This window comes from Acidobacteriota bacterium (assembly GCA_038040445.1).
Classification (GTDB): domain Bacteria; phylum Acidobacteriota; class Blastocatellia; order UBA7656; family UBA7656; genus Onstottus_A; species Onstottus_A frigus.
In genome coordinates this window covers 77,165-101,962 of sequence record JBBPIG010000017.1, presented here as the reverse complement: position 1 = coordinate 101,962, position 24,798 = coordinate 77,165, and the positions used below count along the sequence as shown (strand labels likewise).

27 protein-coding genes are annotated in these 24,798 nt (G+C 57.0%); 10 read left to right on the top strand and 17 right to left on the bottom strand.

Going from position 1 to position 24,798, the window contains the following annotated elements:
* The first annotated feature begins 51 nt into the window (after nt 1-51).
* From AABO57_18425 to AABO57_18415, 3 genes are all read left to right on the top strand, one after another.
* Nucleotides 52-333, top strand: a complete 282-nt coding sequence (locus AABO57_18425) for a hypothetical protein (protein ID MEK6287698.1) — start codon at nt 52-54, stop codon at nt 331-333.
* Between the two features lie 174 nt (nt 334-507).
* Entirely contained in the window at nt 508-1,389 is an 882-nt protein-coding gene (locus AABO57_18420) for an alpha/beta hydrolase (protein MEK6287697.1), read from the top strand.
* A gap of 113 nt (nt 1,390-1,502) precedes the next feature.
* On the top strand, nt 1,503-2,162 hold the full coding sequence (locus tag AABO57_18415; GenBank protein MEK6287696.1) for an adenylate/guanylate cyclase domain-containing protein: 660 nt from the start codon (nt 1,503-1,505) through the stop codon (nt 2,160-2,162).
* Here the strand turns inward: AABO57_18415 and AABO57_18410 are convergent.
* Together AABO57_18410 and AABO57_18405 are read right to left on the bottom strand one after the other, a co-directional pair.
* A complete protein-coding gene (locus AABO57_18410) occupies nt 2,159-4,483 on the bottom strand; it encodes a protein kinase (protein MEK6287695.1) in 2,325 nt (774 codons plus the stop codon). The genes AABO57_18415 and AABO57_18410 overlap by 4 nt on opposite strands.
* Nucleotides 4,480-5,136: a DedA family protein gene (locus tag AABO57_18405; GenBank protein ID MEK6287694.1), complete on the bottom strand. Its 657-nt coding sequence runs from the start codon at nt 5,134-5,136 to the stop codon at nt 4,480-4,482. Before AABO57_18405 ends, AABO57_18410 begins: the two co-directional genes overlap by 4 nt.
* A gap of 211 nt (nt 5,137-5,347) precedes the next feature.
* Between AABO57_18405 and AABO57_18400 the strand changes: the two genes are divergently transcribed.
* Both AABO57_18400 and AABO57_18395 read left to right on the top strand, forming a co-directional pair.
* Nucleotides 5,348-6,328 carry an ROK family protein gene (locus AABO57_18400; GenBank protein MEK6287693.1) on the top strand — a complete coding sequence of 327 codons (981 nt, stop codon included), beginning with the start codon at nt 5,348-5,350 and terminating at the stop codon, nt 6,326-6,328.
* A gap of 98 nt (nt 6,329-6,426) precedes the next feature.
* Entirely contained in the window at nt 6,427-6,690 is a 264-nt protein-coding gene (locus AABO57_18395) for a hypothetical protein (protein ID MEK6287692.1), read from the top strand.
* Between the two features lie 34 nt (nt 6,691-6,724).
* Here the strand turns inward: AABO57_18395 and AABO57_18390 are convergent, their stop codons facing one another.
* The 4 genes from AABO57_18390 to AABO57_18375 all read right to left on the bottom strand — a co-directional run bounded on the left by AABO57_18390 (nt 6,725) and on the right by AABO57_18375 (nt 8,977).
* Nucleotides 6,725-7,033 carry a type II toxin-antitoxin system RelE/ParE family toxin gene (locus AABO57_18390; GenBank protein MEK6287691.1) on the bottom strand — a complete coding sequence of 103 codons (309 nt, stop codon included), beginning with the start codon at nt 7,031-7,033 and terminating at the stop codon, nt 6,725-6,727.
* Entirely contained in the window at nt 7,023-7,247 is a 225-nt protein-coding gene (locus tag AABO57_18385) for an addiction module protein (protein ID MEK6287690.1), read from the bottom strand. Before AABO57_18385 ends, AABO57_18390 begins: the two co-directional genes overlap by 11 nt.
* A gap of 96 nt (nt 7,248-7,343) precedes the next feature.
* The gene (locus AABO57_18380; GenBank protein MEK6287689.1) at nt 7,344-8,285 is read right to left on the bottom strand and encodes a hypothetical protein; all 942 of its coding nucleotides are present in this window, start codon (nt 8,283-8,285) and stop codon (nt 7,344-7,346) included.
* A gap of 392 nt (nt 8,286-8,677) precedes the next feature.
* The gene (locus AABO57_18375; GenBank protein ID MEK6287688.1) at nt 8,678-8,977 is read right to left on the bottom strand and encodes a hypothetical protein; all 300 of its coding nucleotides are present in this window, start codon (nt 8,975-8,977) and stop codon (nt 8,678-8,680) included.
* 96 nt (nt 8,978-9,073) lie between these two features.
* Between AABO57_18375 and lepA the strand changes: the two genes are divergently transcribed.
* Together lepA and AABO57_18365 are read left to right on the top strand one after the other, a co-directional pair.
* Nucleotides 9,074-10,876: a translation elongation factor 4 gene (gene lepA / locus AABO57_18370; protein ID MEK6287687.1), complete on the top strand. Its 1,803-nt coding sequence runs from the start codon at nt 9,074-9,076 to the stop codon at nt 10,874-10,876.
* A gap of 12 nt (nt 10,877-10,888) precedes the next feature.
* The gene (locus AABO57_18365; GenBank protein MEK6287686.1) at nt 10,889-11,152 is read left to right on the top strand and encodes a DUF2283 domain-containing protein; all 264 of its coding nucleotides are present in this window, start codon (nt 10,889-10,891) and stop codon (nt 11,150-11,152) included.
* A 186-nt stretch (nt 11,153-11,338) separates the two neighbouring features.
* On the opposite strand, the gene AABO57_18360 is transcribed toward AABO57_18365, so the two are convergent.
* The 4 genes from AABO57_18360 to AABO57_18345 all read right to left on the bottom strand — a co-directional run bounded on the left by AABO57_18360 (nt 11,339) and on the right by AABO57_18345 (nt 14,107).
* The gene (locus tag AABO57_18360; protein ID MEK6287685.1) at nt 11,339-11,608 is read right to left on the bottom strand and encodes a hypothetical protein; all 270 of its coding nucleotides are present in this window, start codon (nt 11,606-11,608) and stop codon (nt 11,339-11,341) included.
* A gap of 53 nt (nt 11,609-11,661) precedes the next feature.
* Entirely contained in the window at nt 11,662-12,441 is a 780-nt protein-coding gene (locus AABO57_18355) for an energy transducer TonB (protein MEK6287684.1), read from the bottom strand.
* A 187-nt stretch (nt 12,442-12,628) separates the two neighbouring features.
* Nucleotides 12,629-13,387 carry a zf-HC2 domain-containing protein gene (locus AABO57_18350; GenBank protein ID MEK6287683.1) on the bottom strand — a complete coding sequence of 253 codons (759 nt, stop codon included), beginning with the start codon at nt 13,385-13,387 and terminating at the stop codon, nt 12,629-12,631.
* Nucleotides 13,388-13,456: 69 nt separating this feature from the next.
* Entirely contained in the window at nt 13,457-14,107 is a 651-nt protein-coding gene (locus AABO57_18345) for a sigma-70 family RNA polymerase sigma factor (GenBank protein MEK6287682.1), read from the bottom strand.
* 311 nt (nt 14,108-14,418) lie between these two features.
* Between AABO57_18345 and AABO57_18340 the strand changes: the two genes are divergently transcribed.
* From AABO57_18340 to AABO57_18330, 3 genes are all read left to right on the top strand, one after another.
* Nucleotides 14,419-15,204 (top strand): tetratricopeptide repeat protein, encoded by a 786-nt coding sequence (locus AABO57_18340; protein ID MEK6287681.1) that lies wholly within the window; start codon nt 14,419-14,421, stop codon nt 15,202-15,204.
* A 48-nt stretch (nt 15,205-15,252) separates the two neighbouring features.
* Nucleotides 15,253-16,362, top strand: a complete 1,110-nt coding sequence (locus tag AABO57_18335; GenBank protein MEK6287680.1) for a metal-dependent hydrolase — start codon at nt 15,253-15,255, stop codon at nt 16,360-16,362.
* A gap of 151 nt (nt 16,363-16,513) precedes the next feature.
* Nucleotides 16,514-17,746: a hypothetical protein gene (locus AABO57_18330; protein ID MEK6287679.1), complete on the top strand. Its 1,233-nt coding sequence runs from the start codon at nt 16,514-16,516 to the stop codon at nt 17,744-17,746.
* A 7-nt stretch (nt 17,747-17,753) separates the two neighbouring features.
* Here AABO57_18330 and AABO57_18325 read toward each other — a convergent pair whose 3' ends face one another.
* The 7 genes from AABO57_18325 to AABO57_18295 form a co-directional block, all read right to left on the bottom strand.
* Nucleotides 17,754-18,689 (bottom strand): VWA domain-containing protein, encoded by a 936-nt coding sequence (locus tag AABO57_18325; GenBank protein MEK6287678.1) that lies wholly within the window; start codon nt 18,687-18,689, stop codon nt 17,754-17,756.
* Nucleotides 18,690-18,691: 2 nt separating this feature from the next.
* Complete coding sequence (locus tag AABO57_18320) at nt 18,692-20,812, bottom strand: ATP-binding protein (GenBank protein ID MEK6287677.1); 2,121 nt, start codon at nt 20,810-20,812, stop codon at nt 18,692-18,694.
* Nucleotides 20,813-20,915: 103 nt separating this feature from the next.
* On the bottom strand, nt 20,916-21,467 hold the full coding sequence (locus AABO57_18315; GenBank protein MEK6287676.1) for a Uma2 family endonuclease: 552 nt from the start codon (nt 21,465-21,467) through the stop codon (nt 20,916-20,918).
* A 41-nt stretch (nt 21,468-21,508) separates the two neighbouring features.
* Nucleotides 21,509-21,832: a DUF2442 domain-containing protein gene (locus AABO57_18310; GenBank protein ID MEK6287675.1), complete on the bottom strand. Its 324-nt coding sequence runs from the start codon at nt 21,830-21,832 to the stop codon at nt 21,509-21,511.
* A 13-nt stretch (nt 21,833-21,845) separates the two neighbouring features.
* Complete coding sequence (locus tag AABO57_18305; protein MEK6287674.1) at nt 21,846-23,669, bottom strand: gamma-glutamyltransferase family protein; 1,824 nt, start codon at nt 23,667-23,669, stop codon at nt 21,846-21,848.
* Between the two features lie 219 nt (nt 23,670-23,888).
* Nucleotides 23,889-24,110 (bottom strand): hypothetical protein, encoded by a 222-nt coding sequence (locus AABO57_18300; GenBank protein ID MEK6287673.1) that lies wholly within the window; start codon nt 24,108-24,110, stop codon nt 23,889-23,891.
* 206 nt (nt 24,111-24,316) lie between these two features.
* The gene (locus AABO57_18295) at nt 24,317-24,787 is read right to left on the bottom strand and encodes a hypothetical protein (GenBank protein MEK6287672.1); all 471 of its coding nucleotides are present in this window, start codon (nt 24,785-24,787) and stop codon (nt 24,317-24,319) included.
* Nucleotides 24,788-24,798: the final 11 nt, after the last annotated feature.

Here is a 24,798-nt window from a genome sequence, read left to right as displayed (position 1 = left end):
ACTCACCTGTGCCATAATATAGCGCCTCGAAATCATTACGAGAGTAAGCTCATGGTTGAAGCCGGCGCGATGAACATCCAATCCAAAGAAATCCAGCCAGGGACTCAAGCCACGGGCGAGTACCTACCGCTCCTGCCGGGGCAGACCGTATGCACCGTCAAAGACGAAAAGGGCAAGAACTGTTACGGGCATGTGAAGCAGTGGCTGACCGTTCCTCCCGAAGTTGTTGGCAAGGGGGCGCCTGGAAACACGATTCATCGTTGCCAGCGGTGCTTCACCATCTACGAAGGCCCGCCGCAAGAATATCTTCATCCAAATGCAAAAAAGAAGTAGAGCACAGCAAAGTGCATGAAGGAGAAACCGGCTGTTATGAAAAACCAAAGACCTGCAATGCCCCCTCGCTTGATCTCGGCCGCACTGCTGGCAACGCTGCTGTTCATTTGGGCTGACGGGCGGCAGAAGCCTGCCGGCAAAGACGACGGCAAGAAGAAAGAAGCGAAAGGAACCATGTTCAAACACGAATACGCAGAGGTGAATGGAGTCCGCTTGCACTATGTGACGGCGGGCAAGGGGAAGTTGATCATGTTTGTTCACGGCTTCCCTGAGTTCTGGTACGAGTGGAAGAATCAACTCGCCGAGTTCGGGCGCGATTACCAGGCGGTGGCTCCGGATATGCGAGGCTACAACCTTTCCTCCAAGCCTGCCGAGGTCGATCAGTATCAGGTCAAGTACATGGTCGAAGACCTGCGAGCGCTTGCTGAAAAGCTCGGTCACAAGAAGTTCATTCTTGTCGCGCACGACTGGGGTGGCGCAATCGCCTGGGCATTCGCAATAGCTCACCCCGACTATCTCGAAAAGCTCGTAATCATCAACGCGCCGCATCCGGGCGTGTTCCAGCGCGAACTGCGAGACAATCCGGCTCAACAAAAGGCCAGCGGTTACATGCTGATGTTCCGGAGCGCGGGCGCGGAGCAGACTCTTTCGGCCAACAACTACGGCCTTCTCGTGCAGATTGTGTTAGGCGAAGGGCTGAAGAATGGTGTGTTCACGGAAGAAGACAAGCAGGCTTATATCGAAGCCTGGTCGCAACCTGGCGCCCTGACCGGCGGTTTGAACTACTATCGCGCCGCGCGCGTCGGGCCGCCTGCTGAAGGCGATAAAGATGCTGCGAGCTTTGCCGCCGGCTTGCCGTCGCTCGAAGTCAAGGTGCCGACGCTGGTCATATGGGGCGAGAAGGACACCGCGTTGCTGACCGGCAACTTGGAGGGGCTCGATAAGTTCGTCCCGCATTTGACCATCAAACGCATACCCGACGGAACGCACTGGGTCATTCACGAGAAGCCCGAGCTTGTGGACGGGTACATACGCGAGTTCATCAAGGGCAAGTAATCGACGGACGCTAGAAGAATCGGCCAAGCTTGCAGCGAATAGCCGCTCGAAGCAATCGAATCTGAATCCCAGGGTTTGAAATGCCGAACGAAATGCCCAAGAAGGTTGTGTAGTTGAAGAATGTCTCGTCCTCCATCGCCGGTTCATCCACTCGCAGCGGCCGCCATCTCATGCGCCGCCTGCTCTCCGAGCGCAATCAATTTCCCGAACGGGCAGCCGAGCTCGACCAGCAGTTACGCGACGCCTTGGAGCGCAGGGTCGCTGTCCTTGTACTCGATATGGTTGGGTTTTCACGACTCACTCTCCAGTATGGAATCATCCACTACTTGTCGATGATCCATCAGATGGCCGAGGCTGCGAGTCCCGCGGTGAACGGCAACGGAGGTACGCTCATCAAACAGGAGGCTGATAATTTGTATGCCATCTTTGAAGATCCCGGGCATGCGCTGGACTCGGCCCTCGACATCTTTCGGGCATTTGACGCGGTCAACAGCGTAGTCCCGCCCGAGCGCGATATCTTCGGCAGCATCGGAATCGGCTACGGCGAGACTCTGGTCATCGATGACAAGGATATCTTCGGGTCGGAAGTGAACATTGCGTGCAAGCTGGGCGAAGACCTTGCGGAAAAGAGCGAGATTTTGCTGACGCCCGCCGCATATAACGCGTTACCCTCCGACCGCTACATCTGCGCGCCGGCGTCGTTTGAAATCAGCGAATTGAAAATTGAATGCTACCGGTACGAGCGATCGCTATTTCCAACAGCGATTGCTTAGCGAGACTCTGTCGTAGGCTCGCCGAGGCCGACGCGGCGGACTAAATCAGAGAACCGAGGGTCTGATCGGATGCTATCGAATAGCGGTTCAACGTTGAGGTACGCCAGATAGCCATACCTTTCCTCACAGGCCTTGTCGAGCAATTCAAATACGCGGTCGTTGTCGCCCAAACCAAGATAGATCCTCGCGATGAGGTACGCCGGAACATACTTGCGGCTTGCAAGCGCGTCCATGCGCTGCAACACCTCATTCGCCTTCTCTGTCTCCCCCAGGATTGCGTGGAAATGTCCGCGAGCCGACAGCACCTCGACATCCTCGCCCGAGAGCGTGTTTGCTTTCTGAAACTCGGCGACGGCTTCACTGTACATTTGCTTCCGCTCGTAGGTCTGAGCAAGCCTGCGATGAGCCAGCGGAAATCCCTCATCCAGTTCAATCGTTTTCAGGTATTGTTGGATCGACTCATCGTAACGGCGTGCGAGATAGAGAAGAAAACCCAGGTTTGTGTTTATCGGGAGCGAGAGCGGGTCGAGTTCGTGCGCTTTTTTGATTTGGGCCATGGCTTCATCGAATCGCCCGAGAGCGGCAAGTATCACCGCGTAAAAATTATGGGCAATCGCGTACCCAGGGTTTAGTTGGATCGCTTGTTTGAATTCCCGCTCGGATTCGGCCCAGTCCCAGTCGTATCCAAACTTAACGAAAGCCAGCGAAGTGTGGGCCTCGGCGAGTTTGTCATCGAGCTCCAGCGCTCGGGTCGCCGCCGCCTTCGCCCTCGGGAATGCGTCCTTCGGCGCGAGCGCGCTGTAGCTTGCAAGTATGTTGTAAGAGTCGGCCAGGCCCGCGTACGCGAGCGCGTAGCCGGGGTCGCTCTCGATCGCTTTCTGGAAATACTCGATTCCTTTTTTGAGCCCATCTTCTGTCCGCTTGGTCCAGTAAAACCGTCCCTTGAGATAGAGCCGGTACGCCTCGGTGTTTTCGGTGTAGCGCTTGGTGAGCCGCTTCTTCTCCGCGCCGCTCAGCTTTAGCCGGAGCTTGTCGGAGATCTCTCTTGAGATCTCTTCCTCGATCGTGAAGATATCCGATAGCTCGCGGTTGTATTGCTCGCCCCAAAGATGTGAACCGTCTTCAGCGTCGACGAGCTCCGCCTTGATGATCAGAAGTTCGCCGCGTTGAAGCACTCTGCCGGTCAGCGCCGCCCGCACGCCAAGCTCCTGCCCGACGCTCTGCGGGTCGACGTCTTTGCCTTTGTAACGGAACACCGTGCTCCGTGCCATCACTCGCAACTTGGGAAGCTGCGAGAGGTTGTTGATGATGCTTTCGGTGATTCCGTCCGAGAGGTACTCCGTGTCGGGATCTCCGCTCGCGTTGATCAGCGGCAGGATAGCCAGCGAGTCGATCGGCTTGCGAGAACGGGTACGGCGAGGCGTTTGCGTTTTTCGAGATGCCGCTACGCCGGTAATCGCGGCCGTGTTACTGTCCCGGAGGAGGTTCCGCAAGTCGGTCGCCAATTCGCGCGAAGAGTAATACCGGCGCTCGCGGTCCTTTTCCATGCCTTTGCGCACTATGCGCTCCAGCTCTGGCGGCACGTCGTAGTTGAAGCGAGCGATGGCGACAGGTTCTTTGTGAACTATGTTATCGACAATCTCAGTTGCGCTGGCGCCATCGAAGGGTAACCTTCCGGTCAGCATTTCGTAGATCACGACGGCGAGCGAGAAGATGTCCGAGCGCTGATCCAAGTCGCGTCCCAGTGCCTGCTCGGGCGACATGTACGAGACTGTCCCCATCACTACGCCGAAAGCCGTCTGCCCCCCAAGCGCCGCGGTCGGGTCTTCGCTATCGCGCGAGCTGCCAGGCTGCATCATCTTAGCGAGGCCGAAATCGAGCATCTTCACAAGCCCGCGCTCGTTGATGATGAGGTTCGAGCTTTTTACGTCTCGATGAATGACGCCCAGCGAGTGCGCCTCGTCGAGCGCATCGGCGATCTGCATAGCGATATCGATGACATCGCTCGTCGGCAGCGTCCCGCGATCGATGCGCTGGGACAGCACTTCGCCTGCGACGTACTCCATTACGATGAACATCGCGCCGTCGTGCTCGCCGATATCGTAGATGGCTGCAATGTTCGGTGAGCGCAACGCCGACGCAGCTCGAGCTTCTTTGAGGAACCTGCCGCGCCGCTCTGAATCGTACTGGTAGGAAGCCGGCAAGAACTTGAGAGCGACCTGTCGCCCCAGTCTCGTGTCCTCCGCCAGAAAGACCTCGCCCATTCCGCCCGCGCCGAGCTTTCTTAGAATGCGGTAATAGGAAACGGTTTCTGAAATCACTTGTTTCGATCTCTAGGGCTGCGGCCCGGCGCTTGTCTGGATTTATCTGAGGCTTTTGCTTTTTCGGCTTTACTGTCGTCCTTGATATTGAAGAATTCCTTTTCTTCTTCGATGACTCTCCTCTCGAACCTGCTGATGACGTACACGGTAGCAACTATTATCACGGCGATGAGCAGAATAATTTGTATTCGTTTGAGGTCACCGACCAGTTTTTCAATGCCGGTCGCGAAAGTGAAGCCGAGGCCGGAAAGCACGCCAACCCAAACGACACAGCTTACCAGCGTCAGCAGCGCGAACTTGAGAAAGCCGAAGTGGGCCAGCCCGCAGAATATTGCGCTTGTGGTTCGAAGGCCGTATACGTACTTCACGATGAACACCGACAGCACTCCGAACTTGCTTATCAGCTTTTCGACGCGCGGCCGCGCGCGGATAAAGAAGTGCCAGGTTCGCGCCCGGCCGCGAAAGCGCGCGCCGATCATGTAGCTGAGCGTGTCGCCGACGAAACCACCCGCCGTGCCTACGACAAGCGCTTCCTCGAAAGTGAAGAGCCCGGCCCGGGCAAGCACGCCCGCAAATAGAAGCGTAAGATCGCCCTCAATCATCGTCCCGAAGAACACCGCCCACAGCCCGTATCTTTGCAGCAGCTCGTACATTCCTATAGTTTCTGGTTCCTGGTTCGAAGTTTTCCGGTTTGCCCGTTTCTGGTGGCGAAGTAAGCCTCAACTGAAACCAGAAACTAAACTACGGAGCAACATAGGTCGAAGGATTCTAGCGCACTTCGTCAAAATTGACATCCGTTTGACGCCTTTGTTATTCTCAGTAACTAAGCTTGATAACGTCTCCGCAGCGCCGCGGGTACCCTCTATGACAACGAGCCAGGAAACCGCGTCTCCAATCTACATAGGCATCGACCTCGGCGGGGCCGCTCTCAAGGGCGCGCTCATCAGCTACAGTGGCGACATCATTCACGAGACTCGATTTGAGACTGAACAGCGGAACCCCGATGCCTTGTTCGATCAGGTGGTGCAGGCCGCGCTTGCTCTTCGCGACGACACGAATGCAGAAGGACGAGTCGCGGGAATCGGAGTTGGCATACCCGGCCTGGTCAATCGGAAGACAAACCGCATCGAGGTGATGCCGAACCTTCCGGCGCTTTCACGGATAGACATAACTACCGAGCTCTCACGAGAGACGGGGCTGCCGGTGATACTCGATAACGACGCTAACGCCGCCGCATACGGCGAGCTTCAAGTGGGAGCGGCGCGCGGGCGGCGCGAAGTATTTTTCGTGATGCTCGGAACGGGCATCGGCGCAGGTTTGATCATCAACGGGCAGATCTATCGCGGGGCGGCCGGGTTCGCGGGCGAATTCGGGCACATGACGATCGACCCTGAAGGCATCGAGTGCGCCTGCGGCAATATCGGATGCCTGGAAACAATCGCCTCCGGCCCGAATATTGTTCGGCGCACACGCGAGCGGTTATATCGCGACCGTACGTCGTCGCTGTCGCGGCTTGCGATCCCGCGCGACCGCGAGTTCACCGCCGAAGACATCGCTCACGCGGCGCGAGAAGGCGATGAGATGGCTCAGGTGATGATGGAGCGCACCGGCATGTTCCTGGGCATCGCTCTTGCGGCGGTGATCAACTTGCTGAACGTCGAGATGGTGGTCATGGGCGGAGGAGTCATGGATGCCGGTGACTTGATACTGAAGCCCACGATCAAAGAGACTCGCCGCCGCGCATTCCCGCCTTCATTCAATAGCTGCGAGATGGTTATCGCCGAGCTCGGCGCAAAGGCCGGGATGATCGGCGCCGCGCTGCTTGCGCGGGATCAAACGAACTGATTCTACCGAATTGGAATTTAAAGCCTGACCCTCGACGCCTCGAACCATTTTGAGATGGTAAACAGCAATCTGTAAGATTCAAGTACCTGGAGGGCGATATGAGCTTCTCGATTTTTGTAGAGGCGGTCGACGGTCAATTCGCGGCATCACTCATCGGCGCGCCGAATGTCCGTGTAGTGAAACCCGACCGCGCTCAAGCCATCGCCGGATTAAAAGCCGAGATCCAGCAACGGGTGGCGCTCGGCGAATTGCAGTCGCTTGAGATCGACGCAGTGAGCGTTTCGAGTCTTGCTGGCAACTACGGCTCCGATCCCACGCTACGCGAGATCTGCGATGAGGCATATCGTCTTCGCGATTCCTAGAAACGAAAGGTGCCTACCGGTTTGGTCGATAGAACTACGACCGCGAGTCCAATCGTTGACGCCACTTCTCCGGGTCACGAGAGTTGTGGAAGACGCAGTAGACTGTCACTGCGTTCTGAGAATATTCGTAGAACACCGAATAAGGAAATCGCCTGACCAGGGCCCTTCGATAGTCGTCATAGACCACTGAGTACATTTCAGGACGGCGACAGATGGCCTGAACGCAAGCGTCAACGCAAGTCAAGAAGTCTTCACCGAGGCCGGGACGCCGACCCTCATACCACGCATAGGCCTCGAGGACATCCCATTCGACTTCGGGCGCGAAGAGCAGTTCAGCGGCCATATCGGCTGCGAACTCGCCGCTGGATTTCCTCCCAGCTCAGCGCTGAACCCGGATTGCTGAGGAGATTCTGTTTTCGCCGCGCGAGTTCTTCTTTTTGCCAATCGTGTACTGGCACCTCTTCAGGCGTGGACGCGATGTCATCCCAGAGATCTTCCACCAACTGGAGCTTCTCCGACAGACTCAATTCGAAAATGGATTCGGCTGAGGAACTCATGGGGGTCATCGTATCATTCCGGCCAGTTCGGTTCAACGGCAGTTCTCTCGTCCCTTGGGCTTCGTTCGGTGGTCGCGTATATCATTTTCTTAAGCCTCAGTCACGACTAATCGGACGTTTTTCATTTCCCCTTGTCTGGACTTCCCCGTCTAACGTCCGCATTGAGACTTCGAACTTTCCGTCCTTCATCTTGAGGCTATGTGGAGGTGCTCCGTAAGAGAATGAAAGCAGAATTGCTCGTGTGTTCGCTTTCGAGGCCACCACCCTATGGAATAGTCTCGTCTCGAAATCGTCTTCGTCATCGTCGAAACTACCACCCTCAGTCCACGAGGCCATAATCTCATCGTTGCTTAGATCAGCCTGCGCTTCATACGATTGCAAAGCGGGCGTGGCTTGGGTGCGGTAGTATCGCTGATATTCAGTGCTTCTGGAGGTGCCAAGGGCTGTCTCTATTGGGACGAAGCTGTACTGATCGATAAGGGCACCAACAGGAGTGTTAAAACCAAACTTCCGGCAGACATCAACTGGGAACACGGCTTGTGGGTGATTGGCGATAGCAAAGTCAAGCAGGCACGCCAGAGCTTCTGTCAAAAGTTCTAGCCAGTATGAGGTCGCTCGAAGACTTGCCCCGAATTCATTCCCACCTTTCAACGTTGTAGTCGCTTCAGCAAGTATCGGTTTGTGGGAATAGGAACACAGCTTGGCATAGATATCGGTTATGGCGATTTGGTCTCGTGCGGACGACGACAGGCTGAGGCCCGCATAGGTCTCACGTGCTAGTTTTCTAAACCCTGAGCTAGGATCATTTCGACCAGAAAGTTCACCAAAAAGCCACCGGTAGAACTCTTCATATGACCCCTCGCCTTGCAGCCGCTTTCGCCACCAGTAGTGCGAGAGGAAGAGTTCTAGCGCCGATCGAAGCACGGCGAATGAGGCGTGATATGACCCGTTGAGTCCACTGAGGACACACTCTCGTAAGGCGGCCAACGCTTCATGAAAGAGATAGTTTCGGTTCAGGAACTGACCTTCCTGAGGCATAATCAGAGGTTGGACGTCCTGAAACTCCAGAACGGCTTGGCTAAGCCAGGCAGTGTGGGTGGCTATGTCACTCGCGCTTTGGTCGCTGGATAGCGCTTGGAGGACAGCTGTTGCCGACACGGATAACTCAGTCTGATCTAGATGCCACACGCGCTGTAGGGTGAGGCCCTCTGAGGGCACGCCGCGGAGTACTAATGCAGTAGTTTGGATGATCATAGTTCGACCCGGCCGGATGCCCAGGTTTCGAATCGGCCTTCCTATGTCGCCGCGGCCATGCGGTGCCTAGTCTCTACCACAATCGCCTTGGGACTGCGACGGACCACGGCATCACTCGGCGCTATTTAGAGTTCAGCGCAAAGACATCCACTCCTGCTACTCAGCCATCTCGCACTCTACTCACGATGGGGAATGAATTGCGGCACCGCGACCGGTAGCGCAACCTTCTCGCAAGTAAACAGCACTTGAATATCGGCAAACTGCTTTTCGTTTCCAATCCGGTACGAGAATTGACGACTCAAGACCTTGAAACGATCCCCGTAGAAAATGACTTCTTCTCCAGCCAGAGGAATCGGCGCGTTGGCTTCGAAGAAAAGGGGCGCGTTTATCATCTGCCCGTCACTCTCGCGGAAGATCAGCTCAACGCTTGTTACGTAAGGTTTCTCTGCGCTCATAGTGACGAGTATACCACTCACTGGATGTTCGCCAACATTACTTCATTCGTACTGAGTCGGCACATTCGGCTCACTGCTGCTATACTTCCTTTCCTAAACTCCATTCACTGAATTCTTATGGTTGATCTCCAACATATCCGAAATTTCTCGATCATCGCTCACATCGATCACGGTAAGAGCACCCTTGCCGACCGTCTGCTTGAAGTCACCGGAGCGCTCTCTCAGCGCGAGATGTCCGAGCAAGTGCTTGACGCGATGGATCTCGAACGCGAGCGCGGCATCACCATCAAAGCGCACGCGGTAAGGCTCGACTACACGGCGCGCGACGGCCAGCAGTACGTGCTCAACTTGATAGACACGCCGGGCCACGTTGATTTTTCATACGAAGTATCGCGCTCCCTATCGGCATGTGAAGGTGCGTTGCTCGTCGTCGATGCGTCGCAGGGAGTCGAAGCTCAGACGCTTGCGAACACCTATCTGGCGCTCGATCACAACCTGCATTTGATTCCGGTGATAAACAAGATCGATCTGCCGGGCGCCGAGCCCGAACGCGTTCGCGAAGAGATCGAGCAGACGATTGGACTCGATACCGCAAACGCTTTGATGATCTCAGCCAAGATGGGAACCGGAATCGACGAAGTTCTCGAAGCTGTCGTGCGCGAGGTCCCGCCTCCCGCCGGTGACAAGGCAGAGCCGCTCAAAGCATTGATCTTCGATTCGTGGTTTGACAGTTATCGCGGAGTGGTCGTTCTGATGCGAGTGATCGACGGAGTCATCCGGCCGGGCATGCGAGTCCGCTTGATGGACGCAGAGAAAGAATACGAGGTGGACGCGCTCGGAGTGCTCACCCCGAAGCCGCGCGAGATCGATGAGCTGGGCGCCGGAGAAGTGGGATTCTTCACCGCTCAGATCAAGACCGTGAGCGACGTAGAGATCGGCGACACAGTGACCGAAGCCGCCCGTCAAACCCTAACCCCCTTTCCCGGCTTCAAGCGTATCAAGCCGATGGTCTTCGCCGGCCTTTACCCGATCGAGTCGAACAAGTACGAAGAACTGCGCGATGCGTTGGACAAACTGCGCTTGAACGACTCGTCATTCTTCTACGAGCCCGAAGCATCCGCCGCCCTCGGGTTTGGATATCGCTGCGGGTTCCTTGGGCTGCTGCACATGGAGATAGTTCAAGAGCGGCTGGAGCGTGAGTTCGATCTCGAGCTGATCACCACCGCTCCGACCGTGCGTTATCGAGTGACCACGACCTCCGGCGAAGTGACGGAGATCGACAGTCCTGCGAAGCTTCCCGACCCCGGCAGGATCGAGATGATCGAAGAGCCGATCATTCGCGCGATGATAATGAGCAACGACGACTACGTCGGCCCGCTGTTCGCGCTGCTCGAGGAGAAGCGGGGCACTCAACTTGGCTTCGAGTATCTGACTCCAAAGCGGGTGCTGCTCACTTACGAACTGCCGCTTGCCGAGATAATGCTCGACTTCTACGATCGTCTGAAATCCCTCTCGCGCGGCTACGCGTCGTTCGACTATGAGTTGACCGGCTATCGCAAAGGCGACCTGGTCAAGCTCGACATGCTGGTTGCGGAAGAGCCGGTCGATGCGCTATCGCTGATCGTTCACCGAGAGTTCGCGTACGCCCGGGGACGCTCGCTGGTCGAGAAAATGCGCAAGCTCATCCCTCGGCAGTTGTTCGAGGTCCCGATTCAAGCGGCAATCGGGAGCAAGGTAATCGCGCGCGAAACAGTGAAGGCGCTTGGCAAGAACGTTATCGCAAAGTGCTACGGCGGCGACATCACACGAAAGCGCAAGCTGCTCGAAAAACAGAAAGAGGGCAAGAAGCGCATGAAACGAGTCGGCAAAGTAGAGATCCCGCAGGAAGCTTTTCTTGCAGTGCTAAAAGTAGACGACTAAGAATGCGACGATATGGTTCAAGACATGGCCACGACAAAAGAGATACTAGCTGAAGAAAGGCTCGCTTCTTTTCTTCAGCAGCTTGGGCATCAGATCATCATACCGGGAGAGCCGAGATGGTCCAGGTATGATGACGAGGCAGACGTAGTTTATGTTGGATTCACTGAAAACGGAGAGGCGACGCGAAGCGACGAGCTAAACGACTACGTCATTCTCGACTACAGAGGTGATCAACTTGTAGGCATTGAGATACTCAATGCCTCGCTTCACGTCTGACGTGCGGCTCTAAGTGGCCCTTCAAGTGAGCCAAGGCCACCTGAGGCCCAAAGCTAATTCTCTGTTCTGTTTCTAAAAGAGCTTGCCACCCTCACTCACCCATCTTGAACACTAACGTGATGACCTGCTCAGCGACATGCCATGAGCATTGTGGGGCGCCCACGATGGGGCGCCCGTATCGGTCCATCAGTTGTTGCGAGACCCATTCAACGTCGAGCCTGCGGCCTCTTTTCTGCTTCCCCTCCAGAATCGAAACGCCGCCGCGGCAAGCGACCCTGAGATCAGCATCATCAAACCGCCGACGTAAAGCCACTTGTCGCCCGGAGCCTGCTCCCCCAGCATCTGATCGTAATCGCCCACCTCGAGGTTTAGCTGTGAGCCAAAATGGTAGAGCGACCACCCGGCTCCCAAGAGTATCAGCGCGGACAGCAAGAGTATTCTTTCCGTTTTTCCCATAACTACCTCCACCGTCATCGCGGCCTGACCTGAAGCCTGCGGGCAATCCATTCTTAATCGCTCAGCTTGAACACGAACGTGATGACTCCGGTCACACGCACCGGCACTTTGTTCAACAACGTCGGTTCGAACCGCCAAGCCATCGCCGCCTCTCTTGCGGACGTAGCCAAAATAGGATGACCACTGATGACTCGCGCGGTTTCCACTCGGCCGTCCGGCGCGATAATAATCTCGACCGCCACATCGCCTTGAAGGCGAATCTGAACCGCCAGCGGTGGGTAGGACGGCTTGCGGCGTTCAATCGCCTTGCCTTGAAGCACTGTGGACGGGACCTTGATCGGTTTGTTATCCACTACTGTTGGTTGCGCGGGCGGCTTTGGTTTCGGCGGGTCAGGTGTGGGTGGCGGATCACCCATTCTCTCCCCGCCGAAAACGCCAGGGCTGCCAATGCCGGATGGTGGGCCGCCCTCACCTTCCGCGCCTAGCCAAGCTTGACCCGACGGAACGAACGCGCCGGGCGGCAATGGAAACCTTCGTTGTGTTGTAGTGCGGTGGCTTAGAATGGCATCAAAGTCCTGTACGTTGTTAAGGTCCGGCGGCGTCGTGGATGGCGAGCCTTGACGAATCTCGTGGACAATCGGCGAGCGTGGAGAAGGCAATCGGCCTACAAGGGTCAAGACTTCCGTGTCCGCAAGCCTCGGGTTGGCCATGAGTATCGAAAGAGCGAAGGCGCTAGAGACCACCACCAGATAGAAAACCCCAGTCCCGAAGAAAAACTTCGCAGTTCTTCTTTTGCTCCTCTGAACCGTAGACACAACTAGCTGATCAAACATGACTGTTCTCCATTTACGCAGCTCCAGCGCGTGACTCACGTATGAGACAGCACGATGCCGCGCCAGGCGCTCTGTTGAATTGTTAAGGCGCTCTCGGGAATCTGAAAGGAAGGCGCTCGTCGGACGGGGCGTGTTGTCAGCGGTCAGTACTCAAAAGCGAACACGGCAACTGATTGCTGACAGGTTTTCATCCACTCACGTCGACCTTCTCCACCAGCAGGATGATGCGAGTAGAGACGGGGCGGCCCGACACAGTTGCCGGTTGAAAAGTCCGATTGCGCAGCGACCACCACAACTGCTCGATCATGTATGGGTCGGTGGGCGCATCGATAACATTCACCAGCCTTCCGCGTCCATCCGAATCAACTTCGACCAGCGCGGACATGCCCTGGTTGCCGCGCTTCTGGTAAGCAATATGGCTGAAGCTGACCAGTGCGCTGTTGTCGAGTACGCGCGGCAGTTGGTAGTAGTGCTCGGTATCAGTTAATCCCCGGTCGGGAGGCAGATTGTTGTAGCTGTGATATTCCCGGTCCGAGCCGCTGATGATCGGGTATATCGCTGCTGCTTCGCTCTGACTCTCGCTAAATGGAATCGGTCTGAAGCTCGAGAATAGAGCCGAAAACGACAGCAGCGAAATAACCAGTCCGGTGGCATAAGCCACTGGACGGGGGTTCAGTTTCAAGAGCCACATAAGCAGGCTCTCCGATAGACTGATCTCTCTGCGAGCACGTCTCGTCGCCTCGGTCATAATGTAGCTGCGAAGCTCACGCGGGACCGCCGGCCGATCAGCATTTCTTAAAGCTAGAGACACGGCTTCTGTCGCGACAAGACGCAAGCGGCAACCCTCACAGGTCGAAAGGTGTTCCCGATACTCAGCCGCCTCATTCTCGTGGAGCTGCCGGTCTATGTAAGCCGAGGCTGTTAGTTCAAACTTCTTGCATTCCATAAAAACTGACCTCGTGATGCGTTGAAACCTGCTGCCTCCGGTCACGAATCACGCATTACGCATCACTCTTCATAACAGATCCTTCACGCGGCGGCGGAGTTCTTCGCGTCCGCGCGCGATGCGTGACTTGACGGTTCCAATCGAGATCGCCAACGTCTGGGCGATCTCCTCGTACGATAGTTCTTCAATTTCGCGGAGCATCAGCGCGATCCGATACTCGTCCTTGATCTCGCCGAGCGCGCGCATTATGTTGTGCTCGCGTTCGCTGGAAATCGCCTGCGCTTCAGGCGAGCGGGCGCGGCCCGGAAGCAAGTTGCCGATGGTCGTATCGCTTTGGCCTCGCGTTATGTCCAGCGAAATGGTCTCGTCGCGATGGCGCCGCCGCCACCAGCGTTTCTGATTCATCGCCTGGTTTATCGCGATTCGATAAATCCAGGTCTTCAATCCCGCCTCGCCGCGAAACCCGCCCAGTCCCCGGTAGACCTTCAAGAAGGTTTCCTGCGCCGCGTCCCGCGCCTCTTCGGCATCTCCGAGCAGGCGAAAACACAACGCGTAGACGGGCCGCTCAAACTGAGCCACCAGTTCTTCGAAGGCAGCAAGATCGCGGGCGCGCAATCTGGAAATCAACCCCGCCTCAGGGTGGTGCTCTATCGCTCCGGCATCGAGATCGAGACCGGCGAGGGTATTTTGCTCCAGTGCGGCCATGTCTCTCGCTGACATTGAATGGCGCTCCTTCGGTAACGCCTGACCGGAGTGGGCCACCGCCCGGCCTGATGAAGCCGAGCGCCGTGTAGCTCCAAGCGAAACGGGCAATGGCCCTTCACCTCACTTGTCGCTAGGTTAGACACCTTGTCCGGCCAGAATGTTCCGACTTGTAAAACTTTAGCACAATGCGTGCGCGCAGGCACTGGTTTCCCTGGTGTTTCTTGACAGCGCGCGAGGCTGGCCGCTATGTTCTTGTTTGCTTTACCAGACGGCGCAGGCGTCCTTCCGGCTTTGCTCCAGTCACAGATCCAAGGAGGCTCACAGCTTTGGCGAAACCAGGCAGAAAGAAGAAGAAGGTCTCCGTCAAGGAGATGAAGTTCAAACACGACCCGATCATCCGGTTCTACGAGGCGACGCAGGACTGGCTCCAGGAGCGCGGGCGGCCGGTCGTGATTGCTGTGGGAGTCATTGCCGGAATTGTTCTGCTCTACGTTGCCGGGAGTTATTTCTTTGATTACCGGAAGTCAAAGGCCGAGACCGCGTTTTCCGACGCCTTCGAGAAGTTCAACGCGCCGGTTCAGGATCCCACATCGACCACCGCAACACCGCCCACCGGCAAGTTCTACACCGACGAGCAAACCAGGTGGCGAGAGTCGGCCGAAGCGTTCGAACGTCTCGCCAACGACTACTCCAGTTACTACGGTTCAATCGGTCGTTACTATGCGGGGGTTAGCTACCTTCACTTCGATCGCGACAAGGGCATAAGCTTGCTGGAGCAGGCCGTCAACAAAAACGATCCTCCTGCCTCGGACCTCGCGCGGCTTGCGCTTGCCGAAAACTACGCCGTCAACGGCGACGACGAGAAAGCCATTTCGCTTTATCAGCAATTGCTCAGTTCCTCGCGGACTTTGAAACCAGCGGTCGAGGTCGGTCTCGGCCGGGTCTATGAAAAGACCGGGGACACAGAAAAGGCCGTGGAGGCCTATTTGGAAGCGGCCAAATCCGGCCGGTCGTCAGGGGCAGGAGCGGAGGCTGAGAAGCGGCTCCAAGCATTGGCGCCTGACCGGCTCAAAGAACTGCCTCCCGAAACTTCCATGCCCGTCCAACCGTGAGCAGGCTTGCGCCCGAAACCAGCATCGCTACTAACACCTCTTCTCTAAATGGAAAACCTGGCGCATACACTTCTGGGGCTCTCGTTTGCAAAAGCAGGGCTCGAACGCGTCACCCCGCTTGCGACTACAGCGCTCGTGATTTCATCGAATCTTCCCGATGTCGACGTGCTCTGGCGCCTTCAGGGCGGCACACTCTCCTATCTTGAATATCATCGCGGCTTCACTCACGGATTCGTCGGGCTGACGCTGGTGGCGGCGGCGCTGACGCTTGGGCTGATGTTTGTCGATCGCCAGTTTCGTTTGCGCCGCGACCCTTTTAGAAGGCCGCTAAGGCCGATGAGGATTTTTCTGCTTGCGTATCTGGGCGGGCTTGGGCACGCGTTCATGGATTTCACGAACGTTTACGGCGTGCGCCCGCTGTTGCCGTTCAGCCATCGGTGGTTTTATGGCGACGTTGCTTTTGTGGTCGATCCGTGGATCTGGCTCATACTCGGGTCGGCCGCCGTCTGGCTCAGCACGACGGATGCCGCGCGGATATTTCTCTGGCTTGTGATAGGAATAATCGCAGCTCTGGTAGTCGGTCTGGCGCTTCGCCACGTTTCCGATGCAGAGACGTTGACCGTCCCAACGTTGGCTCGCGTGATCTGGTTCCTGGGACTGGGCGTTGTCGTGGCAGGGACTCTGTTTCGCTGGGGCCGCGCAGGCGAGCGGCTCGCAAGATATTCCCTCCTGCTGCTTGCCCTGTACTACTCCGGTATGTGGATGGCTCATCAGTCGGCAATGAAGGAGGCTCAGAATTCCTTGAAGGTCGGCGGAGTGACCTCGATGGCCGTTTGGCCCGCGCCTGGCAACCCGCTCGCGTGGCAGGCCGCAGCGCAGAGTGGCGACGCAGTCTACACGCGCAACATCGACCTCACCGATCGGCGGGAGCAGTGGCGGGAGTTGCCGGCGCTGGATCCGCAGATCGCGGATGCATTGCGCCGCTCAAACGAAGGGCGAGTCGTTCTGGACTTTTTGCGCTACGGCGCCGCCAGCGTCGAAACGCGAGCCGACGGGACAACAGTCGTGTCGTTGCGCGATCTTCGCTTCGACTTGCGGATGCGTGTAGAGCTCGACCGGGAGATGACGGTGACGTCCGCCGAGGCACGTTGGTTTTGAAGTAGCACAGACTTTAGTCTGTGTGCGCTTGGCTAAAGGCGACGATGCGCTGTTCCGAGGCGCGACACAGACTACAGACTAAAGTCTGTGCTACCTTGCTCGTATTAGTGTTGCCTCCCTATTCACCGCACAATAGACTTGAAGCAACCAGATGGAGACCATCAGCATACGCCCCGGACTCGTCCCCTACACGCTGTCTGCCGCAGTTGTGATTACCGTTGGGTCGACTCTGTTAAAACAAGGTTGGCTCTTCGCGGCGCTCGCCTGCTGGGCCTTGCTCGCGCCGATAGTAGTGGCCGCGGTCTTCGACCGAATCGAGTTTGACGGCAGCACGATTCGGCATCGCGGTCCGTTCGCTTTTCTTCTGACTCATCTGTTCCGCATTCGCCGCGAGCTATCGATAGCCGACATCGAAGCTATCACAACCGAGACAACACGAGTCAGCTTCGCCACTGGCGATGCGCGAATCAGTTATCACACCCGCATCAATGGAGCAGGCGTCGATATAGTAGTTCGCTCGCACCGCTCGACCTATGCGAAGTTCATCAAGGCTCTGTTCCGCGCGGCCGGCCCGCACAAACTGGATCCCCGGTCCTCTGAGATATTCGAATACTTCGAAACAGGCAACGCGCTCAAAGGCTCGCCCGTGCTCAAGAGCGACATCGCGGCGATGCCTGCGCCACTGCTGCGCCGCATAGGCAACTCGTTGAAGCTCGCGGGCAAGCTCGCCCAGGCGTCCAGCTATTTCCGGGTCGCTTACGAAAAGGAGCCGCGCAATCCGCAACTTCTTTACGAGATGTCCCGCTTCTTTCATTCGTCTGCGCAGAGGGAAGACGCGCGCTTGCTTCAACGCTCGGATGCTTGTTTGAGGCTTGCGTCGCGGCTTGCAGGAGACCAGCCGGATCTGCTCGAGCGAATCGGTGAAGCGTTCTTCGAGCGGCTCGACTTCAAGCGCGCATCCGATTGTTTTCGCCGTGCGCTCCAGCTTGATCCCGCGCGCTTTCGCGCGAACGTCGGGCTTGCTGAGATCGCGCTTCGAGACGGAAAGCTCGCCCACGTGGCTCACTACTACAACGCGGCGGCTGCAAGCAATGACGTGGCGCTGGCGAGAATGGCCGGGCGTGAAGCTCGCTACTATGGGCGCTTGATGGAGGACGACGATTTTCTGGAAGCCGAGCTTCAGCGGATACGAATATCGAATCAGGTCCGTTGGGCGCGACGGCTTTCGGCGACGACGTTCTTCGGCGCGTGGCTGGTAGGCGGGATCGCCGGGCGATTCTCATCGATGGTCGAAGACTTCGGGTGGGCGATCATGGCGACTTCGGGTCTCATCTGGTGCGCGGCGATGTTCACGATGCGGTTCTTCCGCCGCCGGAACGCGTAGCTGCTATTCATCTCGTCGGCGCGTAATAGCCCTCCCTGGCCAAGATATCTAGCTTACCTTCTCTTTTCTCTACATCGGGCGAAAGTCTCAACCGTATTCTGCGAAACTTCCCATTGTGCTTGGCATTCGAGGGAACATACTCGATGACGTAGTGGCGATGTAGCAATCTAACGACGCCGGCCATTTGTTCCCCTAGCTTTCTTTCGTCAACGAACAAAGGGACACCTCCAGTTTGCCGAACAAGTTTGGCAACGCCGCCCTCCGACGTCGGGTAAAATACTCTGGACGGGACGCGAACTATGAAGCCGCACACGACGATTCCAGAGCTGAATATAGCGTGGGACGCTTGGTTGAGCGAGTCAGTTGAGCCTGCCGTATCCTCATCATCCGTAAAAGCGATGATCACCCGCCGATTGCCAGGAGTAGCAGACTTGGCCGAATATGTAGCCGCCTCCTTTAGAGCCTTATTTAGCATTGTGTACCCGGCCGGAACTGGAACTTGACCTAGTCCGTTAGCAATCTGTTGTTTGTTCCTGGTGAATGGCTGGGCCAGGACCACATCAATTGCAAACGTCATGAGTGCAACCTCATCATCGGGGTTGAATCCCTGCGCGATCTGCTGTGCACTTTCACGCACGTATCTAACACTCTTTCTCATGCTGTTGCTCAAGTCCAGCAAGAGCACAATCGAAAGCGGCGGATCGCCTTCGCTGAATTGCGTGATTTCTTGTTTAGCGTCATCTTCATAAACAGAAAGGTCCTGCTTCTTGAGACCTCGTACGAATTCACCTTTTTTCATAATCTGAAAATCAAGTACAACTTTCTCAACCTCTAGTTTAGCTGGCTGCTCTGTTGAGCTTTGTTGGGCTTGCAAACGAACCAGAGTGGTTGGGAGTAGGATGCCCGCAAGAAAAAGAGAGAGCAGGCTCGTCCTTCTTTTCATTCTCAGTTCCTCCGCTCTGAACTAGTCTCTTCACCAACAGCGGCGATCGGCACGATCAATCGAAAGCGTGTGCCGTGGCCATCATCGACGGGGCTTGTGAGCTGAACCGAGCCGCCAACCTCGACGACGCGGCGTTGGACGATCGCAAGCCCGAGACCGGTGCCGCGTGACTTCGCTGAATAGAATGGCTCGAAGACCCGCTGCTGCGCGTCTGCCGGGATGCCCGGGCCGCTGTCTGTCACGGTCAGAGTCAGCGTCGCTGCCGCAAGATCAGTCGGACGGACACGCGGGTCTGCGGCTACGGTATGGACGGCCGCTTGAATCTTCACTTCACCGCCAGCTTCCGTCGCTTGCACCGCGTTCAGCACAAGATTGCTCAAGGCTTCACGCAACGCTCCGCCTTGCACGCCCGTCAGTGTCACGTCGGCGAGCGATTCGACTTTCAGATCGACTCCGCGTTCTTTGGCTTCGGCGCTTGCCAGCGTGACTGTCGCACTTATCAAATCGGAAAGCTGGACCGGGCGCGTGTCGGCGTGGCTCGGCCTTGAGAATGCCAACAACTGCGAGACGGTACGATTCAGGCGGTCGATCTCGCTGACGATCAAGCTCAGGTCCTGTTCGTAGCCCGATAGCGCTTGCTCTTCGCGCATCACTTGCGCGATGGACTTGATCGAGGACAACGGGTTCTTTACTTCGTGTGCGACCTGCGCAGCCATCTGCCCGAGCGTCGCGAGATGTTCGCGATTCGCAAGCTCACGTTCAAGCCGCACTTTCTCTTCTACAAGACGGCAGCTCTCGACTTCAACCGCGACTTGCGAAGCAAGCACGTCGAGGATCGCGCGCTTCTCAGAAGTCAGCGCGTGAGGCTCCGCTGTGATCAACATCAACCCGACAAGCTCGGTCTCGCGCCTCAACGCGTAAGCGATAGTTGCGCCGATCGCCTGAACGTCGTCATCCGTTTCGATTGCGTCCGCGTTCCACTCGATCATCTTTTCAGCAAGCCGCCGCTCGGGACTTCCAGCATCCGCCGCATTGAAGGGCAAGACTCGAACGGTCGACAGATCGAGCCCGCGTCTGATGGTCTCTTCCGTGTAGCGCACCAGCGAAGTCAGCTCGCCGAAGCCTTCAGCGCCCGAAGACACCTGCCGCACCACGTCGCGATACAAGCCGATCTCGCTTGTGAACAACCGGTGAACCATTCGGTCGATCACTCGCACCAACGGGCTGGCAAGCGCGACCATTCCGAGGATCAGGATCACCTCAACTACGCCGGGAGTGATCTCGAATCGATCGACCAGAAATTGATCCAGACGCCTCACACCGTACGTGTAGACGGCTATGAACACGAGTGCGAACACCGCGTACACCAGGCTGTCTTTGACTGCTACATCGACCAGCTTGTAGCGATAGACGTGATACGCGACGAAGAAGATCGGAAGCAGCGACGATAGAATGAACAGTATCCACGGCACGTCGTTGGGGCCTGTGCGCAGGAGCGCGACGACCACGAATTCGAACAGGCCGTTCAACACGAGCAGCACTGCCACCCGCTTAAAGAACGCTCGCTCGCGCAGCGCGCGCGGGTCGAGGCGGTCCTTGATCGACCAATCAATCACCGCCGACGAGATCATCACCAGCAGGTACCAGATCGAGTACGGAATCAGCAGCATGCGCAGCTTGACCAGATACGGCTGATAGTCACCGACGTTGATTCGGTAGAACGCATAAGGCAGAAAAGTCATCGGCAAATAGAGCGCCGCGCCGATGAGCCTGACCGCGCGTGGCTTGAGCGTGCGATACCCGTCAAGCGAAGCCCAGAAGCCAATGTGTGCGTGAAGCAAAGCTGCAGGAAGCAACGCCACGGCGGTCATCGCCAGCGTGTCCCAGGCGCGCAGCAGCACAGTGAGACGCTCGACTCCAATCAGCAGCTCGTGAAAAGTGATGAACAGATTGCCGAGGAACCAGACGCCGAGGCAGAGATTGACGATGGTGATCAGTTGAACCGGCTGCGTGAGCTTCTCGCGCGAGCCGAACCGCCGGTTCCAAATCAGCCACGCGATGTAAAGGTGGAGGGTTGCGCCTGTAGCGAATCCGACAAGCTTTAGGATTTGAATTGGCGACATAGGCGACAGGTGTGAGAGTCGTTCTTGGCCAGACGCGCAAGATACACAAGAGCGGAACTCAGAATCGACACACGACCTTCGTCGCCGCAGTCTAACGCGCCGTTTACTGCAGGATGTCTCTCACCGAGCAGCGAAAGCCTGGCAGCAATGGTGTGGTTACCTGGTCCCGAATTCCCAGCTTGGCAACTAGCTTTAGCTTGCTCGTGCGGTAGATGGCGATTGCTGAGCGCTCTGGGTCAACGATCCAATACCCTTTCACGCCGTACTTCCGATAAAGCTGCCGCTTGGCGTGCCGGTCGCGTCGCTCGTTCTCAGTTCCAGGAGAGAGTATTTCAATAATCAAATCTGGCGCCCCTGAAACTCTAGTGCCAGTGGCTATCTCCCTTCGCCGCTCATTGCTGATGTAGACAACATCGGGTATCACTCCGCTGAAGTCGCTGAAGATCACTCCTGGCCCCGGCCAGACCTTTCCGATCGGGTTTTCGCGGAGATACTCGGTGAAAGCGAATAAGAGATTCCCCACAACACCTTGATGCGTTAGGCTTGGTGCGCGAGACACGAATAGTTCCCCCTCAATGACTTCGTAGCGGTTTCCGTCTTCGGGCATTGACTCGATGTCCGCTATCGTTAGAAGAGGTTCAAGCTTGGCTGCCATATGAGTGGTTCCTTCACCTAACCTAACACTGAGCCGCGAACCTACAGTCTGCCTTCGTACAAGTCCGCGATCGGAAAGCACAGCCCGTAATCGTCCCAGATCAAATCGCCGTGTTCCAAACGGAAGCCTCCAAACTTCTGCGGATCTAGATATGCGCGGATCATCGGATTTTGAGAATTGTTCAGAAAAGGTTCGAAGTCCACAACGCGATCAGCGCCGTCGCTAAAAAAGAGCCTCAGCATGTAGTCCGACAGCCGCTCCGCGCGGACTATCTCAACGATCGCGCCCTCCGGCAACGTTATCTGATCCGCCGTGTGATTCTCCGGGCGTCGATCGGTTTGTGGAGTATGAAGTAATCTATCCATTTCTGAACAACCATTACCATGCAATCGCGTATCTGCCGCGCCGCGGATCAGCGCCCGCTTCAATCACCCCCGAGTCGCTGTAGTACCTTATCACCGTCGGCGCTGAAGGATTCCCGAACGCCGCTTGCATTTCGACTTTGTGCCCGCGCGATGCGAGATCATCCCTCACTTCTTTCGTGATTCGGTCTTCAAGGTTCAGCATGCCGGGGTTGAATCGGTGATCGTCAAACGAGCTCACGAGGTGCAAGGTCTGGAACCGCGGAGCCTCGACCGCTTCTTGCACGTTCATCCCGAACTCGACGATGTTCAGCATGACTTGAATGAGCGACTGGTCCTGATTGTCACCGCCCGGCGTTGAGAGCACCATGAATGGCTTGCCGTCCTTCAGAATCAGCGTAGGCGTCAATGTGATCCGCGGCCGCTTGCCGGGCTGCAGGACGTTTGGATGGCCTTCCTCCAGCAGGAACGATTGCATGCGTTGACCAAGCATCACGCCGGTGTCGCCCGCGACCACCGCGGGCAGCCACGCGCCCGATGGAGTCGCGCTAAACAGGTTGCCGTCCTTATCGATGACGTTGACGCAGGTCGTGTCGTTAGCGCGCTCGGCTTCAGGCACCGAGGACTGTCCGGTCAGCGCGGGATTTGGACCGCCGTTGATCAGCGGTTTCTTGTTCACCGGATCGCCCGGGCGCTGCTCTAGCGAAGCGTGCTTCTCGTCAATCAGAGACCGGCGCATCGCGGCGTAGTCCTTCGATAGTAACTCGCTCGCCGGAACGCGCACGAAGTCAGGATCGCCGTAGTAGCGATCGCGGTCGGCAAATCCCAGCTTCATTGCTTCGGTTAGCGTGTGAATGTAGTCGGCCGAGTTGTGCTTCATCGCGCGCAGGTCATAGCCCTCGAGCATATTCAACGCCTCGAGCATCACGGGCCCCTGCGCAAAGAAACCGGTCTTATAAACTTCATAGCCGCGATACGAGGAATGTGCCGGCTCTTCGACCTTCGCGTGAAAGGCCGCGAAGTCGCCCGCGCGAAGCAATCCGCCATTCGCCGCGCAGAAGTCTGAGATGCGTTTTGCAATCACGCCCTTGTAGAAATAATCTCGGGCAGCCGTCAGTGCGGCGTGCCGCCCGCGCGAAGCCGCCGCTCGCTCGGCTCTGACTATCTCGCGGAGCGTGCGCGCCAGATCGGGTTGCGAAAACATCTCACCCGGTTTCGGAGCGCGGCCGCCTGCCAGGAACACCTTCGCGCTTGTCGGCCACGGCTCGTATACCTTTCGAGTTCTTTCGATGTAGCCCGCGCGCAGCTCATCGATCGGAACCCCGTCGGCCAGCTCAAGAGCAGGCTGCATAACCTGGGCAAGCGATTTCGTCCCAAAGCGATCAAGCGCCGTCACTACTGCATCGAGCACAGCGGGAACGGTCGCTGGAAGAATGCCCGATGATGGAATGAAGGGTGGGCCTTTCTGTTGCTCGCCTTTCTTCGCTTGATCGAGGAAGAACTGGCGAGTAGCGAGTTGCGGCGCCGTGCCCTGGCCGTTGATGACCGTCACCGCGCCGTTCGATCGCTTGATGATGATTGGAACTTCGCCGCCGAATGAGAAGTGTGAGAACTCGATAACTGAAGCGGCCAGTATCGCGGCGCAGCCGGCATCGACGGCGTTGCCACCCTGCTGAAGCAAGCGCAGTCCTGCTTCGGCGGAAAGCGGATGGCCGGCCGCAACTGCGCCTCGTTTGCCTCTTACTACCGGGCGAAAGGTGTCGGCAACAGGCCGGGCGACAGACAATGCGATGACTGCGGCGGCGGCGGCCAGGCAAATCAAGCTTCGCAATAGCTTCATATGATCCTCCGGAGAAGCGCGGTATGTTACTCCGAAGTTTCCGGCTTTGATTGCGGGTTGTCAACGTTGGCTGACATTTGGACTGCGGCGGCACGCATTAGGGTTTATGAAGTGCGAGGTCTACGCCGCCGCTTTGGCTGTTGCTAAAGGGAATCTCAAGAGAAAGAAGTTAGCGCTGAGACTCAGTCGCTCCGTATAGACGTTATATTTCGCCTTTGTTCAGCGATCGGCCAACAAAGCATCTTCCAATATCTTTCTTACGATTCGTTCTCGGTCATCCTTGCGGCGGACCTTTCGCCGGCGGTCAGTTCCTTCGTTGTCGATCCAGGTGATTCCCCCGATCACTATCAAGGTCTCCGCCGTGTAGCGAATCGACCGCCTGCGTTCCTGCTTCCGGCGCTCACTGTTGTTGCGCCTCTCGACGCTCTTACTTGAAGACATCAATCGCCTCGTTGCCCGACCGTGAGTCGCGACGTGCGCCCTGCTCGCGTGAGCTCGGGCGAGCCGCGCTGTAATACTAAAAGACCTATTAGCCTTTCGTTTTCAGCTATCGGTCAAAATAATCGAGTGCGGCTTCGGAGCCGGTCAATCGAACGGGCAAGCTAAAGCTTGAACTCTGAACCGTGGTTGACTGCCGGCAGCTTCGGCTACCGACTAGGCATCTGTTCAGACGGGGTTATACGGCGGAAAAACATCGCGCCGCTCGCCTGATTCTTGTCGCTGAACGCCGCTTGAGCGCGGTCACATCCCGGCTCTGTTGATGCCTTCGACGGCGAGCCTTCCATCGCGTTAAGTGCTGCCTCTTCTTCCCCATTGAAGACTTCTTCCCTCAGGGCGGCGGCCTCGTGCGAGATCGATTCGATTCTCTCCATCACCCGGTCGCGCTCGGCTCGCATCACTTCCAGCTTGAGCAAAAGCCGGTTAATTTCGGTCTGCCGCTCTTCGATTTCCCGGTTGACCAAAAACTCTTCCTCTTCGAAGGCGGCGGCGCGCCGGTAAAGCGCGGCGACCTGGTCTTCGAGCGCTTCTGCCATTTGTTCCAGCATTCTCATCTTCATTCGAGGCGGCGAGCTCGGGCCGGCGGCGGCCACTCTGACTTCAGTAAGAACCGTCGTCATAATCTTGTCCT